13 protein-coding genes are annotated in these 14,852 nt (G+C 70.9%); 8 read left to right on the top strand and 5 right to left on the bottom strand.

Translation table 11 applies throughout. The features are described 5' to 3' along the window. Window position 1 precedes the first annotated feature (1 nt). Genes GEV27_RS11145 through GEV27_RS11130 form a run of 4 tightly spaced genes read left to right on the top strand, consistent with a single transcriptional unit; the run spans window position 2 to window position 5,040 of the window. Window positions 2–2,695: a bifunctional GNAT family N-acetyltransferase/acetate--CoA ligase family protein gene (locus GEV27_RS11145; protein WP_194839994.1), complete on the top strand. Its 2,694-nt coding sequence runs from the start codon at window positions 2–4 to the stop codon at window positions 2,693–2,695. Beyond that, the gene (locus GEV27_RS11140; RefSeq protein ID WP_153652463.1) at window positions 2,695–3,261 is read left to right on the top strand and encodes a DUF5998 family protein; all 567 of its coding nucleotides are present in this window, start codon (window positions 2,695–2,697) and stop codon (window positions 3,259–3,261) included. Before GEV27_RS11145 ends, GEV27_RS11140 begins: the two co-directional genes overlap by 1 nt. Then, window positions 3,258–4,367 carry an alkaline phosphatase family protein gene (locus GEV27_RS11135; RefSeq protein ID WP_309222193.1) on the top strand — a complete coding sequence of 370 codons (1,110 nt, stop codon included), beginning with the start codon at window positions 3,258–3,260 and terminating at the stop codon, window positions 4,365–4,367. Before GEV27_RS11140 ends, GEV27_RS11135 begins: the two co-directional genes overlap by 4 nt. A 13-nt stretch (window positions 4,368–4,380) precedes the next feature. Then, entirely contained in the window at window positions 4,381–5,040 is a 660-nt protein-coding gene (locus GEV27_RS11130; protein WP_243839005.1) for a thymidine kinase, read from the top strand. Window positions 5,041–5,065: 25 nt separating this feature from the next. Here GEV27_RS11130 and sepH read toward each other — a convergent pair whose 3' ends face one another. Beyond that, window positions 5,066–6,043, bottom strand: coding sequence for a septation protein SepH (gene sepH / locus GEV27_RS11125; protein WP_153652465.1), 978 nt, complete (start codon window positions 6,041–6,043; stop codon window positions 5,066–5,068). Between the two features lie 119 nt (window positions 6,044–6,162). On the opposite strand from sepH, the gene GEV27_RS11120 reads away from it, so the two are divergent. Then, window positions 6,163–6,783 (top strand): trimeric intracellular cation channel family protein, encoded by a 621-nt coding sequence (locus tag GEV27_RS11120; protein ID WP_309222192.1) that lies wholly within the window; start codon window positions 6,163–6,165, stop codon window positions 6,781–6,783. A 238-nt stretch (window positions 6,784–7,021) separates the two neighbouring features. Here GEV27_RS11120 and GEV27_RS11115 read toward each other — a convergent pair whose 3' ends face one another. After that, window positions 7,022–10,411, bottom strand: a complete 3,390-nt coding sequence (locus tag GEV27_RS11115; RefSeq protein ID WP_153934310.1) for a bifunctional proline dehydrogenase/L-glutamate gamma-semialdehyde dehydrogenase — start codon at window positions 10,409–10,411, stop codon at window positions 7,022–7,024. Between the two features lie 45 nt (window positions 10,412–10,456). Further along, window positions 10,457–11,632 carry an MFS transporter gene (locus GEV27_RS11110; RefSeq protein WP_153652468.1) on the bottom strand — a complete coding sequence of 392 codons (1,176 nt, stop codon included), beginning with the start codon at window positions 11,630–11,632 and terminating at the stop codon, window positions 10,457–10,459. A gap of 50 nt (window positions 11,633–11,682) precedes the next feature. Between GEV27_RS11110 and GEV27_RS11105 the strand changes: the two genes are divergently transcribed. From GEV27_RS11105 to GEV27_RS11095, 3 genes are all read left to right on the top strand, one after another. After that, window positions 11,683–12,744 (top strand): ferrochelatase, encoded by a 1,062-nt coding sequence (locus tag GEV27_RS11105; protein ID WP_153934307.1) that lies wholly within the window; start codon window positions 11,683–11,685, stop codon window positions 12,742–12,744. Beyond that, window positions 12,741–13,532 carry an inositol monophosphatase family protein gene (locus GEV27_RS11100; RefSeq protein ID WP_153911422.1) on the top strand — a complete coding sequence of 264 codons (792 nt, stop codon included), beginning with the start codon at window positions 12,741–12,743 and terminating at the stop codon, window positions 13,530–13,532. Before GEV27_RS11105 ends, GEV27_RS11100 begins: the two co-directional genes overlap by 4 nt. 63 nt (window positions 13,533–13,595) lie before the next feature. Beyond that, window positions 13,596–13,895, top strand: coding sequence for a DUF4193 domain-containing protein (locus tag GEV27_RS11095; protein ID WP_153652471.1), 300 nt, complete (start codon window positions 13,596–13,598; stop codon window positions 13,893–13,895). Here the strand turns inward: GEV27_RS11095 and GEV27_RS11090 are convergent. Together GEV27_RS11090 and GEV27_RS11085 are read right to left on the bottom strand one after the other, a co-directional pair. Next, entirely contained in the window at window positions 13,870–14,322 is a 453-nt protein-coding gene (locus tag GEV27_RS11090) for a DUF4235 domain-containing protein (protein ID WP_153652472.1), read from the bottom strand. The genes GEV27_RS11095 and GEV27_RS11090 overlap by 26 nt on opposite strands. Then, window positions 14,306–14,809, bottom strand: coding sequence for a DUF3093 domain-containing protein (locus tag GEV27_RS11085; protein ID WP_309222191.1), 504 nt, complete (start codon window positions 14,807–14,809; stop codon window positions 14,306–14,308). The genes GEV27_RS11090 and GEV27_RS11085 overlap by 17 nt, the downstream gene beginning before the upstream one ends. Window positions 14,810–14,852: the final 43 nt, after the last annotated feature.

The following is a 14,852-nucleotide window of genomic DNA, read 5'->3' as shown; positions in this document are numbered from 1 at the left end:
TGTGACCAACGAGGTGCATCCCGTCGAGCACTGGGAGGCTGACGTCCTGCTCCGGGACGGCCGCGTCGCCCAGCTCCGTCCCATCCTGGAGGCGGACGCCGACCGCTTCGTCGAGTTCTACTCCAGGGTCTCCGAGGAGTCCAAGTACTTCCGGTTCTTCGCGCCCTACCCGACGCTCTCGGACAAGGACGTCAAGCGCTTCACGATAGTCGACCACGATCGCCGGGTCGCGTTCGTGGTCACCCTGCACTCGGAGATCATCGGCGTCGGACGCTACGACGCCGTCAGCGACGACGAGGCCGAGGTCGCCTTCCTGGTCGAGGACGCGCACCAGGGCCGCGGCGTGGGCCAGCTGCTGCTCGAGCACCTCGCGCAGGCCGGACGTGAGCGCGGCATCCGACGGTTCGTGGCGGACGTGCTGCCCTCCAACGCCCGCATGCAGCAGATCTTCCGCGAGATGGGCTACAAGATCGAGGGCATGATCGAGGACGGCGTCCAGCGCCTGATCTTCGAGACCGAGCCGACCGACATGGCCATCGGCGTGATGCGGGCCCGCGAGCAGCGTGCCGAGGCCGCCTCGATCGAGCGCATCTTCAAGGCCCGCAGCATCGCGGTGATCGGCGCTAGCCGCCGCCAGGACTCGATCGGCCAGGCGATGGTGCGCAACCTCGTGCTCGGCGACTTCCTCGGCAGCGTCTACGCGGTGAACTCGCAGGCCGAGGCCGTGTCCGGCCTCCCGGCGTACAAGCGGGTCCAGGACATCCCCGGCGAGGTCGACGTCGCGATCGTCGCGGTCCCGGCCGAGTCGGTCAACGACGTCGTGCTCGACTGCGCCGCGAAGGGCGTCCACGGGCTCATCGTGATCTCGGCCGGCTTCGCCGAGGAGGGACCCGAGGGTCGCCAGCGCCAGCGTGCCCTGCTGGGGCTCAGCCGGTCGTACGGGCTGCGACTCGTCGGCCCCAACTGCCTGGGCCTGATCAACACCGCCCCCGACCTGCAGCTCAACGCCTCGCTGTCGCCCGCGATGCCGCCGCAGGGCCGTGTCGGCTTCTTCTGCCAGTCCGGAGCCCTCGGCACCGCGATCCTGGAGTCGGTGTCGCGACGCGGCCTCGGCCTCTCGACGTTCGTGTCCGCCGGCAACCGCGCCGACGTCTCGGGCAACGACCTGCTCCAGTACTGGCAGGAGGACGACGCGACCGAGGTCATCCTGCTCTACCTGGAGTCGATCGGTAACCCGCGCAAGTTCTCGCGCATCGCCCGGCGGGTCTCGCGCACCAAGCCGATCGTGGCGGTCAAGTCGGGCCGCTCGACGCAGGGCGTCCCCGTCGGCCACACCGTCGCGCGTACGTCCGCCCCGCAGTCGGCGGTCGACGCGATGTTCCGCCAGGCCGGGGTCATCCAGGTCGACACCCTCGACGAGATGTTCGACGTCGCCCAGCTGCTGGCGCACCAGCCGCTGCCGCGCGGCAACCGCATCTCGATCGTCGGAAACTCCGACGCGGTCGCGCTGATCGTCGCCGATGCCGCCGCCGCGGCAGGCCTCCGGGTCGCCGAGCCGGTGTCGCTGGGCGCCAACGCGAACGCCGACGACTTCGAGGTCGCGATCGAGACCGCGATCGCCAACCCCGACGTCGACGCTCTTGTCGCGGTCTACATCCCGCCGCTCAACACCAGCGGCGAGGAGGTCGCCAATGTGCTCGCCGCAGTGGGTGAGCAGTCCGACAAGCCCATCGTGTCGACGTTCCTCGGCACCGAGGGCGTCCCGGTGCTCCTGCGGGTGCCCGATCTGCTCGGCGGATCCGCCGGTCGCGGATCGGTGCCGTCGTACGCCGCCCCGGAGTCCGCGGTCCGCGCCCTGGCCCGGGTCGTCAACTACGCCGAGTGGGCCGCGCGCGACCACGGCGAGTTCCACCTCGCGATGGACCACCGCAGCGGCGACGCGCGGGCGCTGGTGCGGGACGTCCTCAAGGCCGCCCCGCGCGGTGCAGTGCTGTCGACCGACCAGGTCCACACCCTGCTGGCCTGTTACGGCATCGACCTGCTGACCTGGATCAACGTCCATGACCGGGACGAGGCGATCGCGGCCGGCGAGAAGCTCGGCTGGGACGTCGTCCTCAAGGCCGGCAGCGAGCACCTGCGCAGCCGACCCGACATCGACCACGTCTGGCGCGGCATCCGCGACGCCGAGGAGATGGCCGAGGCCTGGGACGAGCTCTCCGGCTGGACCGGCATGCGCAAGGACACCAAGTTCTTCGTCCAGCGAGTCGCGCCCGACGGCGTCCACGTGTCGTTCGGCGTCACCGAGGACCCGCTGTTCGGGCCTCTGGTCTCGTTCGGCCTCGCCGGGGCACCGAGCGAGCTGCTGGGCGACCGGTCGTACGGCATCCCGCCGCTCACCGACCTCGACGCCGAGGCGATGATCCGCGACCTGCGCTCCGCTCCGCTGCTCTACGGCTACCGCGGCTCCGAGAAGGTCGACGTGGACGCGCTGCAGGACATCATCGTGCGCCTCGCGGCGATGAAGGACGACCTCCCGGAGATCGCCGAGCTCGACCTCGAGCCGGTCGCAGTGCACCCCCACGGCTTCACGGCGCTCAGCGCCCGCGCCAAGGTCATGCCCACCGCGGACCGTCGCGGCGAGTGGTACGTCCGGCGGCTCAGCCAGCCGGCAGCGGCGGGAGATACGCTGACGTGATGACCACCGACCATACGAGAGCCCTCTTCGACGAGGTCTCCCGCAGCGGCTACTACCCCGAGATCGTGGCCGAGGGTCTGCGTGACGCACTCGCCGACGAGCTCGTCCGGGGATTCGTCCTGCACCACGAGCCGACGTTCGACCGTGACGAGATCCGCCGGCACATGACCGTCCTCGCGCTGACGCCCAGCCGCCTGGTCCTCGTGCACACCGACGAGCACCCCGGGGACGACCTGCTGCCCAAGCCCTACACGTCGACCACGTCCGAGGCCGTGGCGCTCGACCAGGTGCGCTCGGTGGTCGTGACCCGCATGGTCACCTCCAACTCCAAGCAGCTCGAGGAGGCCCTGCTGACGATCGGCTGGGGTGCCGTGTCCCGGGTCGAGCTCGAGCCCGCACGGTGCTCGGACCCCGAGTGCGAGGCCGATCACGGCTACTCCGGCAGCCTGACCGGTGACGACTTCTCGCTGCGCCTGGCCGCGGCCGGCGACGGCGGTGCCGCGGTCGAGCGGCTGCTGGCGTTCGCGCGCACGCTGTCGGCCGCGACGGCCGGTCGGAGCTCGTGACAGCGTCGGTGCCGGGGCTCGCAGGGCGTCGGACGATCGACCAGGTCATGCCCTCGGTGGGTGCGGCCCTCGGCGTGGACGGCTTCGCCAACACGCTCGAGCTGCCCGAGTCGGCGCGCTACGTCGTGTTCCTCGTCGACGGGATGGGCCTTGAGCTGCTGCGCGAGCACGCGCAGGCCGCACCGTTCCTGTCGTCCTTGCTCAACGTCGAGGACGTCGTGTGCGGCGTCCCGTCCACGACCGTCACGAGCCTGACGTCGCTGGGCACGGGTCTGCGTCCCGGCCAGCACGGCATGGTCGGCTACACCTCACGCGTGCCCGAGACGGGCCGGCGGATCAACGCCCTGAAGTGGGACCAGCCGATCGATCCCCGCGACTGGCAGCCGTACCCGACCGTGCTGCAGCGGCTCCAGGAGGCGGGCATCTCCGCGTCCTCGGTCAACGATGCGAAGTTCGAGGGCACGGGCCTCACGGTCTGCAGCCAGCGGGGCGTGCCCTTCCACGGCATCAACTCGGTCTATGAACGCCTCGACGTCGTGCTGGACGTCATCGAGTCGGCGCCGCGGTCGGTCACGTACGCGTACGAGTCCCGCCTCGACCACACCGGCCACGGCAGCGGCTGCACGTCCGCGGAGTGGCGCGAGATGCTGACCACGATCGACACCGAGCTCATGGAGCTGCGCGACGAGCTGCCGCGCGACACGACCCTCGTCGTGACGGCCGACCACGGGATGGTCGACCTGCCCATGGAAGGACGCTTCGACGTGGACTCCGAGCCCCGGCTGCTCGACGACGTGGACCTGCTCGCGGGCGAGGCGCGGTTCCGGCACCTCTACACGCGTCCGGGCGCCGCGGCGGACGTCGCCGCGCGGTGGAGCGAACGGCTGGGGGAGCGGGCGATCGTGCGCACCCAGGACGGGCTCGAGGACTGGTTCGGGCCCGTTTCCGACGACGTACGCGGCCGGATCGGCGACGTGGTCGTGGCCTCGCTCGGCGACTTCGCGGTGTTCTCGTCCCGCGAGTTCGGCATCGAGCTGAAGATGACCGGATTCCACGGCTCGGTCACCGACGCCGAGCTGCGCATCCCGGTGCTCGTCGCACCGTGACCCCGACAGGAGGGTGGCCGTGGCGGATCTGAACTTCTACAGCGGCACGATGGACTGCGGCAAGAGCACGCTCGCGCTGCAGATGGACCACAACCACCGGGCCCGTGGCCGGGTCGGGCGGGTGTTCACCTCGCACGACCGCGCGGGCACCGCGACGCTGTCGAGCCGGCTCGGCCTGTCGGTCGAGGCGATCGAGGTCGACGACGCGTTCGACTTCTGGCAGTTCACGGTCGGTGAGCTCACGCATGGCGGACGCATCGACTACTTCGTGTGCGACGAGGCGCAGTTCTACACGGTCCCGCAGATCGACCAGCTGGCCAAGATCACCGACGAGCTGTCGATCGACATCTTCGCATTCGGGATCCTGACCGACTTTCGCACCAAGATGTTCCCCGGATCGCTGCGGCTGACCGAGCTGGCGGACCGGGTGCACACCCTGCAGGTCGAGGCGTTGTGCTGGTGCGGCGAGCGTGCGACGCACAATGCGCGCACCGAGGACGGCGTCATGGTCACCGAGGGGGAGGTCATCGTCGTGGGCGACGTCGAGGACCCCGAGCGTCCCGCGCCCCAGGTGGGCTATGAGGTGCTCTGTCGTCGGCACCACCGCCGTCGCATGACGGCGGCGTCCGCGCAGGCCGCGGCCTTGTCGCCCGACGTCCTGCCGTTCGACTGAGCCGGTTCGACTGAGCCGGCCGGTCTCAGTCGTTCTTGTCGCCGAACATGATCTCGTCCCAGCTGGGGACGCGACGACGTTCCTGACGCTTCTTGCGGGGGCCCAGCGTGTCGGGCACCGCGACGTTGTGCTGCAGGGAGTCCTCGAAGTCGTCGGCCTCGACCTCGGCGGCCGGGCTGTCGGCGACGGCCTCGGTCTCCTCCAGCGCGAGCTGCTCGAGGGCGCGCCGGTCACGGGCCTCCTTGAGCGAGGAGACTGCGGAGAGTGCGGCCTGCTCGATCGGCTGCAGCGGCTCGGGGATCGGGACGACCGGGGCGGCGGGCGCCTCGACCTGGGGCAGCTCGTCCTGGATCGGCTCGGCCTCGGGTGCGGGGGCCGACGCGCGTACGGCATCGGCGATCGCCATGTCGGTGGAGTCGGGCAGCGCGACGTCACCGACGAGGTCGTGTGCGTGCTGGTCGGCCGGGACGACGTAGCGGCTCTTGACGTCGAACAGGAAGGTGGCGGGCTCGGCCTGGCCGTGGGGCGTCACGAGGACCGTCCAGCGACCGTCCTCACGCCGCCACGAGTCCCACTCGGCCTCTTCGGGGACACCGCCGTCGGCGGCGATGTTCTCCGCGATCAGGGTGCCCAGCAGGATGCCGGCGCCGCCGATGTGCTTGCGGCGGATCGCGGTCTTGCGGGCCTGCTCGCACATGAACTCGCGCTCGGCGAGGACCGGACCGGCGAAGCCGTCGATCTGCGCGACCGGCACACCGGCCGAGTCCGCGACGGACTGAGGTGACTCGCCGCGGCGGATGCGGCTCTGGATGTCGCGCGGGCTGAGTGAGCTTTCCATACGGATCTCCATCTGGCCGGGGGTGCTCCCAGAGCGGGATGACGTGCCGAGCATCGCGGTGAGGCGGTGGTCCGCGGGGATGCGGTACTGCTCTCCGGTGGTGACGTCTCGCGCGATGAGGAACCGTCCGTCCTCACTCAATCTCTGAAGATTGAGATCACGCATGTCATCGCCTCCGCTGTCGACGACTCCGCGTGGGCGTCACACGAAGCGTTCAACCTCAATCGTAGGCGCGCGGCGTTCGATTCTGCTGCGACGCGCCGGTACGCGCTAGCGTCGTTGCTGTGTCCACCACCTTGCTGCTGATCCTCGATCTCGCGGGGATCGCCGTCTTCGCCTCGACAGGCGCGCTGGTCGGTGTCCGCAAGGAGCTGGACGTCTTCGGTGTCGCAGTCCTCGCGGTCATGACAGGGCTGGGCGGTGGCGTGCTGCGCGATCTGCTGATCGGCTCGGTCCCGCCAGCGGCCTTGGAGGACTGGCGCTATCTGGTGGTGCCCTTCGTCACGTCCCTCGTGGTGTTCGCCTTCCACCCGACGTTCGGGCGGCGTGAGCGCGGCATCATGCTGCTGGACGCGGTGGGACTCGCGCTGTTCTGCGTGACGGGTGCCGTCACGGCGGAGGAGGCGGGGCTCAACGTGCTGTCGTCCTCGGCCCTCGGCATGCTCACCGGCATCGGCGGGGGGATGATGCGCGACATCGCGTCGGGGCGCGTGCCGGTCGTCTTCCGCGGTGAGCTCTACGCGACCCCGGCATTCGCGGGAGCGCTCGTGGCGAGCGTCGTGCACCACGAGGGCTGGTCCCAGTGGTGGTACATCGTCGCATTCGGGACCTGCCTGGTCTGGCGGGTCCTGGCCCTCAAGCGCGGGTGGTCGGCGCCCCTGCCGCCCGGCACCGCCCACGTCTGACCGCCCACGAGTCGCCCACGACCGCTGACGAGTCGCGTACGACCGCTGACGAGTCGCGTACGACCGCTGACGAGTCGCGTACGACCGCTGGCGAGTCGCGTACGACAGGCGAGGAGTCACTTCGCGACAACGCTGAGTGACTCCTCGGCATCCGTACGTGACTCGTCGGCGTCGGTGCGTGACTCGTGGGCGTCGGTGCGTGACTCGTCGGCGTCCGTACGTGACTCGTGGGCGGGGGTCAGCGGGGGAGGACGTGGGTGAACTCGGCGTCGGGGTTGCCGAAGCGGTGGTTGGTGATCGAGATGGCCTGCTCCTGCAGGAACGGCAGCGCCTCGACCCGTCCGGACGCCGTGACCGTGCCGGAGTGGATCGCGACGTCGGGGTCACCCTCGACGGCCACGGCCAGCGCGAGCGGGTCGCCGCCGATGAGACGTACGCGCGACGGTCGGCTCGCGGCGGCCCTCGCCAGCCACTGCTCCTGCGTCTCGATCCGGGCCTGCGGGACGAGCCCGTCCGGCAGCGGTGTCCCCGAGCTGACCTCGACCGGGGCTCCTGTGCGGGCCGCGACGAGCAGGACGCGGACCAGGTCGGCGAGGAGGCCGTCGAACCGGATCGTCACCGGCACCGGGACGTAGCGGAACACGTTGCGCTCCACCCCGAGCCCGGAGACGTCCTCGGCGACGCCGAACCCACCGGTCCAGGCGAGCTGGTCGGACGCCGCCGCGGCCTCGAGCTCGGCCACCTGCGCCGCGGTCAGTCCCGTGGCAGCTGCCTCGAGCACCGCGACCACCTCGGGTGCCAGGTCCGGCTCCGCCGCGGTGGATCGCAGCGGGCGAGGGCTCCACGTGCCCAGGTGGGTCAGGTAGTTGGGCCCGCCGGCCTTGGCCGTGGTGCCGACCGACGACCGCTTCCACCCACCGAACGGCTGGCGCTGCACGATCGCGCCGGTGATGCCGCGGTTGACGTAGAGGTTGCCGGCCTGGACGCTGTCGATCCACGCGTTGACCTCGTCGGCGTCGAGGGAGTGGATGCCGGCAGTGAGGCCGTAGTCCGTCGTGTTCTGCCACTGGATCGCCTCGTCGAGCGTCCGGGCGTGCATGATCCCGAGGATCGGCCCGAAGTACTCGGTCCGGTGGAACTCGCTGCCGGGACGTACGCCCGTGCGGACGCCGGGGGACCAGACCCGCTCGTCGTCGCCCACCTGGCGGGGCTCGACGAGCCACGACTCGCCCTCGCCGAGCCGGGTGAGACCGTCCGCTAGCTTGCCCTGCGGAGGCTCGATGACCGGTCCCATGGTCACCTGCGGATCCTGCGGATGACCGATCTTGAGCGACTGCACGGCGTCGACGAGCTGACGCTCGAACCGCTCGGACTGCGCGACCGAGCCGACCAGGATCGCGAGACTCGCGGCAGAGCACTTCTGCCCGGCGTGACCGAATGCGCTCTTGACGAGGTCGGCGACCGCGAGGTCGATGTCGGCGCTGGGGGTGATGACGATCGCGTTCTTGCCGCTGGTCTCGGCGAGCAACGGCAGATCGGGTCGCCACGAGCGGAACAGCTGGGCGGTCTCCCACCCGCCGGTGAGGATGACGCGGTCGACCTGCGGGTGGGCGATGAGCGACCTGCTCACCGGCCCCTCCTCGACCGTGACGAAGCGCAGCACCTCGCGCGGCACCCCGGCCTGCCACAGGGACTCGACCATGACTGCCGCACAGTGCTGGGTCTGCGGCGCCGGCTTGATGACGACACCGCTGCCGACCGCGAGCGCGGCCAGGACCGACCCGGCCGGGATCGCGACGGGGAAGTTCCACGGGGGAGTGACGACCGTGAGCGTGTCGGGCACGAACTCGGCGCCGTCCACCTCGTCGAGCCGGCGCGCGGCCTCCGCGTAGTAGTTGGCGAAGTCGATCGCCTCGCTGACCTCGACGTCGGCCTCCGCGACGGTCTTGCCCGCCTCGGCCGCCATGACGGAGATCAGGTCGCCCCGGCGGTCGGCGAGGGCAGCGGCCGCTTGGTGCAGCACCTGCGCGCGGACGTCGGTGCCGCGTGCCTCCCATGCCTTCGCGGCCTTGCGCGTGTCGAGCACCAGGGCCTCGAGATCGTCCTCGCCGTCGAGCGTGCTGGTGCGGACGGTCTCGTCGCCCAGCTCGGTGTCGCTCGAGCGCTCCAGCGCCAGCCGGGCCCACGCCCGGTTGGCGGCGGTGGACGGGTCGGTGTCGGGTGTGTTGGCGAAGCGGTCGGCGACCGGGGTCAGGCTCTCGTTCGAGCGGTCCTGCACGCGGTGCGGCCCGGGCACGGACTCGTCGAGGGCCTCGACGGACTCCAGGAACCGCCGGGTCTCCCGCTCCAGCAGGTCGGCGCTGGTCGACAGCTCGAACGCGGCCGACATGAAGTTGTCGCTGCTCGCGTTCTCCTCGAGGCGTCGCACGAGGTAGGAGATCGCGACGTCGAACTCGGCGGGGTGGACGACGGGCGTGTAGAGCAGCAGCTGGCCGATGTCGGCGCGCACCGCGTCAGCCGGCCCGCCGTCCATCCCCAGCAGCATCTCGAAGTCGACGCCGTCGCGGACGCCGCGATCGCCCGCGAGCAGCCACGCGTACGCGATGTCGAACAGGTTCTGGCCTGCGACGCCGATGCGTACGGCCTCGGTGCGCTCGGGGGTGAGGGCCCAGTGCAGGACGCGCTTGTAGTTGGTGTCGGTCTCGCGCTTGGAGTGCCAGGTCGCGAGTGGCCAGCCGTGAACGGTCGCGTCGACGCGCTCCATCGCGAGGTTGGCGCCCTTGACGACGCGGACCTTGATCGCCGCACCGCCGTCGGCCCGTCGCCGGGCCGCCCAGGCCTGCAGCTCCTGCATCGCGCCGAGCGCATCGGGCAGGTACGCCTGCAGGACGATGCCCGCCTCGAGCGCCGGGAAGCGCTCGAGGATGCGGGTGAAGACCGCGACGGTCAGGTCGAGGTCCTTGTACTCCTCCATGTCGAGGTTGATGAACGTCGGCTCGCCCGCGGCCGCTCGCTCGTAGAGCGGCATCAGCTGCTCCACGACGCGGGCGACGGACTCGTCGAAGGCCCACATCGACAGCTGGCTGGCGACCGAGGACACCTTGATCGAGACGTAGTCGACGTCCTCACGCTCGAGCAGCGCGAGGGTGCCGTCGCGGCGCCGCGCTGCCTCCCCGTCACCGAGCACCGCCTCGCCCAGGAGGTTGAGGTTGAGCCGGTCACCGCCCGCGCGGAGCTTGCGGATCGCTCGGCCGAGCTGCTGGGGGCGGGCGTCCACCACGAGGTGGCCGACCATGCTGCGCAGCGTCCTGCGGGCGACGGAGACGACCAGCCCGGGCAGGACGAGGGAGGTCACCCCGCCGAGCTTGAGCAGCAGCCTCTGGCTCACCGGCAGGAACGCCGGGGTGCTTCGCGCGAGCGTCCGCAGGTTGCGCGCCGCGATCCGGTGGTCGTCCGGGCGGACGACGCGGTCGACGAAGCCGATCGTGAACTCCAGCCCCTGGGGGTCCTTGAGAAGCTGGGCGAGGCGTGCGGCGGCGGCGTCCGGGCGGCGGGCGTGCGAGCGGTTCGGGTCGATCCAGGCGTGGACCAGCTCGACGCTGCGCTCGGCGAGAGTGAGGTGGGTCATATTGCTCTCCACCTTAGTGACCCGGTGGGCCGATTTCACCCGCCGTCAGGGCTGCGTCGACGTCCGGATGGACCACGCGACGACCGCGCCGGCCACGCCCGCGGCGAGGGGGACCAGGAAGCCGGCCGAGGCACCCTGCCCGTCGATCACCGCGCCGGCGACCGCGGCCCCCGGCGCGACCCCCACCGACATGCCGGTCGTCGACCAGGTCAGCGCCTCGGTGAGCCGGGTGTGTGGTACCTCGCGCTCGATCAGGTTGACCATCGCGATGAGTGTCGGCGAGATCATGAACCCGCCGAGGAACACGCCGATCGCGACCGCGGGGATGCTCGTGACGAAGTACAGCGGGGCGAACAGCGCACCCAGCACGAGGATCGCGCGGCGCAGCCGGACCAGCGGTCGCGCGGGCTGGGGGAGCGCGCCTACGGCGACGCCCGCGAGCAGGCTCCCGGCCGCCCACACCGCCAGCACGAAGCCTGCGGCACCAGGCCGGCCCTGCTCGTCGGTGAACGCCGCGATGATCACCTCGGCCGAGCCGAACACGATCCCGAGGGCGCCGGAGACCAGCACGATGGGCCCGAGGAAGGCCCAGTTCAGGGCCGGCCCGACGTGGGTGTCGCGAGGCGTCGCGGGTGGCTGGGTCGACCGCTGCAGGGCCAGGGCCCAGCTGCCGATCAGCGCGGCGGCGGCGGCGCAGATCAGGCCTGTCACGTCGGGTGCCTGCAGCGTCAGGAACGTCACTAGCACGGGCCCGACGATGAACACGACCTCGTCGGCTATCGCCTCGATCGAGAACGCGGTGTTGAGCTGGGTGCGGTCGGTGATGACGTGGTTCCAGCGGGCGCGGACCATGCTGCCGGTCTGCGGCGTGGCGAGGCCCGCCAGCACCGCGCACGCATGCGGCCACGGCGTGGACCAGTCCTGGTCGACCGCGTAGAGGAACGCGCCGATCCCCGTCGCGTACAGGCCGCCCACGACCCACAGCACCGTGGCCTGACCGACCCGGTCGGCGAGGCGCCCCTGCAGCGGGCCGAACGCGGCCGCCGCGAGGACGTACGCCGCGGACATGATGCCGGCGTCCTTGTACGACCCACCGCGCTCGTGGACGAGCAGCACGATGCCGAGCCCCGCCATCGACAGCGGGAGCCGCGACCACAGGGCCGTGAACGAGAACAGGGCAGCACCCGGTCGCGACAGAACGTCGCGGTACGTCGTCAGCATCTCGCCTCCCAGCCCGAGCACCCTACCCAGTCCGGTGAGAGGATGAACGCATGGATGTCCGACCCTTTGATGCGCTGCTGCTGGTGTCGTTCGGAGGGCCCGAGAAGCCCGACGACGTCGTGCCCTTCCTGGAGAACGTGACCGCGGGGCGAGGCATCCCCCGCGAACGCCTGGAGGAGGTCGGCCAGCACTACTTCCAGTTCGGCGGCAAGTCGCCGATCAACGCGCTCAACGTCGAGCTGCTGGAGGCGCTGCGCGCCGACTTCGCCGAGCACGGCATCGACGTGCCGATCTACTGGGGCAACCGCAACTGGGACCCCTACCTTCGCGACGCGGCCGAGCAGATGGCGGCCGACGGCGTCAAGCGTGCCGCGTGCTTCGTCACCAGCGCGTACTCGTCGTACTCCGGGTGCCGGCAGTACCGCGAGAACCTGTACGACGCGGTGAGCGGTCTCGAGATCGGCCTGAGCCGCCTGCGCCACTACTTCAACCACCCCGGTTTCGTCGGGCCGTTCACCGAGGCGACCCGGGCCTCGCTCGAGGCGGCGCCCGCGGGCACGCACGTCGTGTTCGTGACCCACTCGATCCCCACCTCCATGAACGAGGCCAGCGGCGGGCCGGGACAGCGGATGTACAAGCGCCAGCACGAGAGCGTCGCGGCCCAGGTCGCGGAGGGCGCAGGTGCCGAGAACTGGTCGCTGGTCTACTGCTCGCGATCGGGATCGCCCCACGTGCCGTGGCTCGAGCCCGACGTCAACGACCACCTCGAGGAGCTGCACGCGAACGGCGTCGAGTCCGTCGTCGTGGTGCCGATCGGCTTCATCTCCGACCACATGGAGGTCATCTACGACCTCGACACCGAGGCCAGGGCGACGGCCGAGCGGCTCGGCCTGCAGTACGACCGGGTCGACACCCCCGGCGCGCACCCGGAGTTCGTCGCGATGGTCCGCGACCTGCTGGTCGAGCGCGCCGCGGTCGAGCGGGGCGAGACCGTCGAGCGCAAGGCGTGCGGCGAGCTCCCGGCCTCGCACGACGTCTGCCCGGCCGACTGCTGCCTGAACCCGCGGGCCTCGCTGCCCACGATCGGCGGCGTGGGGGACGTGACGGCATGAGCCAGGCGCTGTTCGACGTCGCGCGCCGCGTGGGACTGGAGGCCGCGGACTTCGTCCGTCGCAGTCGTCCCGAAGGACGCGTCGACGTCGCGGCGACCAAGAGCAGCGACACCGATGTCGTCACCGAGATCGACCAGGCGTGCGAGCGGCTGATCCGCGAGCGCATCCTGGCGGCCCGACCGGACGACGGTTTCGTCGGCGAGGAGGGCGACGACCTGGCCGGCTCGTCGGGCGTCGACTGGGTCGTGGACCCGATCGACGGCACGGTCAACTTCGTCCACGGCATCCCCGCGTACGCGGTGTCGATCGCCGCCCGTCGCGACGGGGTCGTCGTCGCGGGGCACGTGGTCAACATCGCCTCCGGCGAGGAGCACGGTGCCGTACGCGGCGAGGGTGCCTGGCGCCACGACGGCGACGAGCGACGCCCGTTGGTCGCGACGCAGGGAGTGCCCCCGGCGCGCGGTCTGGTCGCCACCGGCTTCCACTACGTCCCGGAGATCCGCGCCAAGCAGGCCGCCGCGATGGGGGCGTTCCTCCCGCAGGTCGCGGACATCCGCCGCACCGGGTCCGCCGCTCTCAACCTGTGCGCCCTCGCCGAGGGCCACTACGACGCGTACTTCGAGCAGGGCCTGCACGTGTGGGACCACGCGGCGGCCGGGCTCGTGGCGGTCGAGTCGGGACTGGTCGTGACCGGTCTCGACGGGGTGCCGGACGAGCGCATGGTGATGGCCGCCCATCCTGCGGTTGCAGAGGAATATTTCGATCTCGTCCGGTCTTGTGGGTTCTGACAACGGAGGATTAGGAGCGGTGTGGAACAATCACGCCGGTTGTTCCGCACAAAGGGAGATTTGATGGCTACCGACTACGACGCACCACGCAAGACCGAAGAAGAGCAGTCCGAGGACAGCATCGAAGAGCTCAAGGCGCGTCGGCACGAGAAGAACTCGGGCAAGGTCGACGAGGACGAGACCGAGGCGGCGGAGTCATTCGAGCTGCCCGGAGCAGACCTCTCCCACGAGGAGCTGGCGGTCCAGGTCGTGCCCAAGCAGGTGGACGAGTTCACCTGCTCGTCGTGCTTCCTGGTGCATCACCGCAGCCAGCTCGCCTCGGAGAAGAACGGCGTGCTCATCTGCCGCGACTGCGCCGACTGACCTTCCTGGTCGACGAGTGAGTGGGAGCCGGTTCCGCAAGGACCGGCTCCTTTGTCGTGCTCGGGGCTGTGTCGCCCTGGGCCCGCATGAGCGGCTTCATCCCGGGCGGCAGCTGACCGGTCGACTTGACCCAGTACGTCGCGGTGCCGCGTCGCACGCCGACCTTGACCAGCTCGATGATGCCGCCACCGACCATCGCCCACGCGACGGCTTCACGGGTGCTGACCTCAGGGTGCCGCCCGCTGGTCGGGGGACGCTTGCCGGTGACGGTGCGCCACGCGAGGCTCGACGCCCGCTGCGCGAGCAGGCCGGCGACGACCGACGAGCCCTTGTCCATGACCTTCCACGTGCCGCGGCCGGGGGCCTTGGTGTTGGGGGTCTTCGCCGCTTCCTGGGCGAGGGACGCCTTCTTACGCTTCTTCGCCACGGGGCGGGTCTCCGATCGGGTCGTGGGCCGGCTTCTGCGGCGCCTGGGTGGGGGTGCCCAGCGCCGTGGCCAGAGCCTCGGGGTGCCGGGTCGAGATGAGCCAGTAGGGCGTGGGGTCGGCCGGGTCGGACACGGCCACGGCCACCCCGTGGTCGAGGTAGGGCCGGGTGACGAGGTACGCCCGGGCGTCGGCCCCGGTGCCGAGGCGGGTGCGGTACGCCGCGCGGTCCAGTGCCGTCGCCGGTCCGACGTGGGCGGCCTCCAGGTGGGCCGATCCGGCCCGGAGGCCCTCGGGAGTCACCGAGATGACCAGGGAGCCGTAGCGCCACACGGCGTACAGGGAGACGGCAGCGACCACGACAGCCGCGACGATCGCGATGGTCCAGGTGGTGATCACGAGGAAGAGCCATCCCCACACCACGCCGAATCCGAGCGCGGTGAGCCACCAGGAGATCGGGGCGGTCAGGCGTTCACGGTAGGTCGTCACGGTTCAACCTTGCCTCATGCCGGTCGTGGACGCGACGCAGGTA

This window comes from Aeromicrobium sp. S22 (genome assembly GCF_009661045.1).
GTDB classification, from domain to species: Bacteria; Actinomycetota; Actinomycetes; order Propionibacteriales; family Nocardioidaceae; genus Aeromicrobium; species Aeromicrobium yanjiei.
The sequence above is the reverse complement of the archived record's forward strand: the minus strand, read 5'-3'. Positions and strand labels throughout refer to the sequence as shown.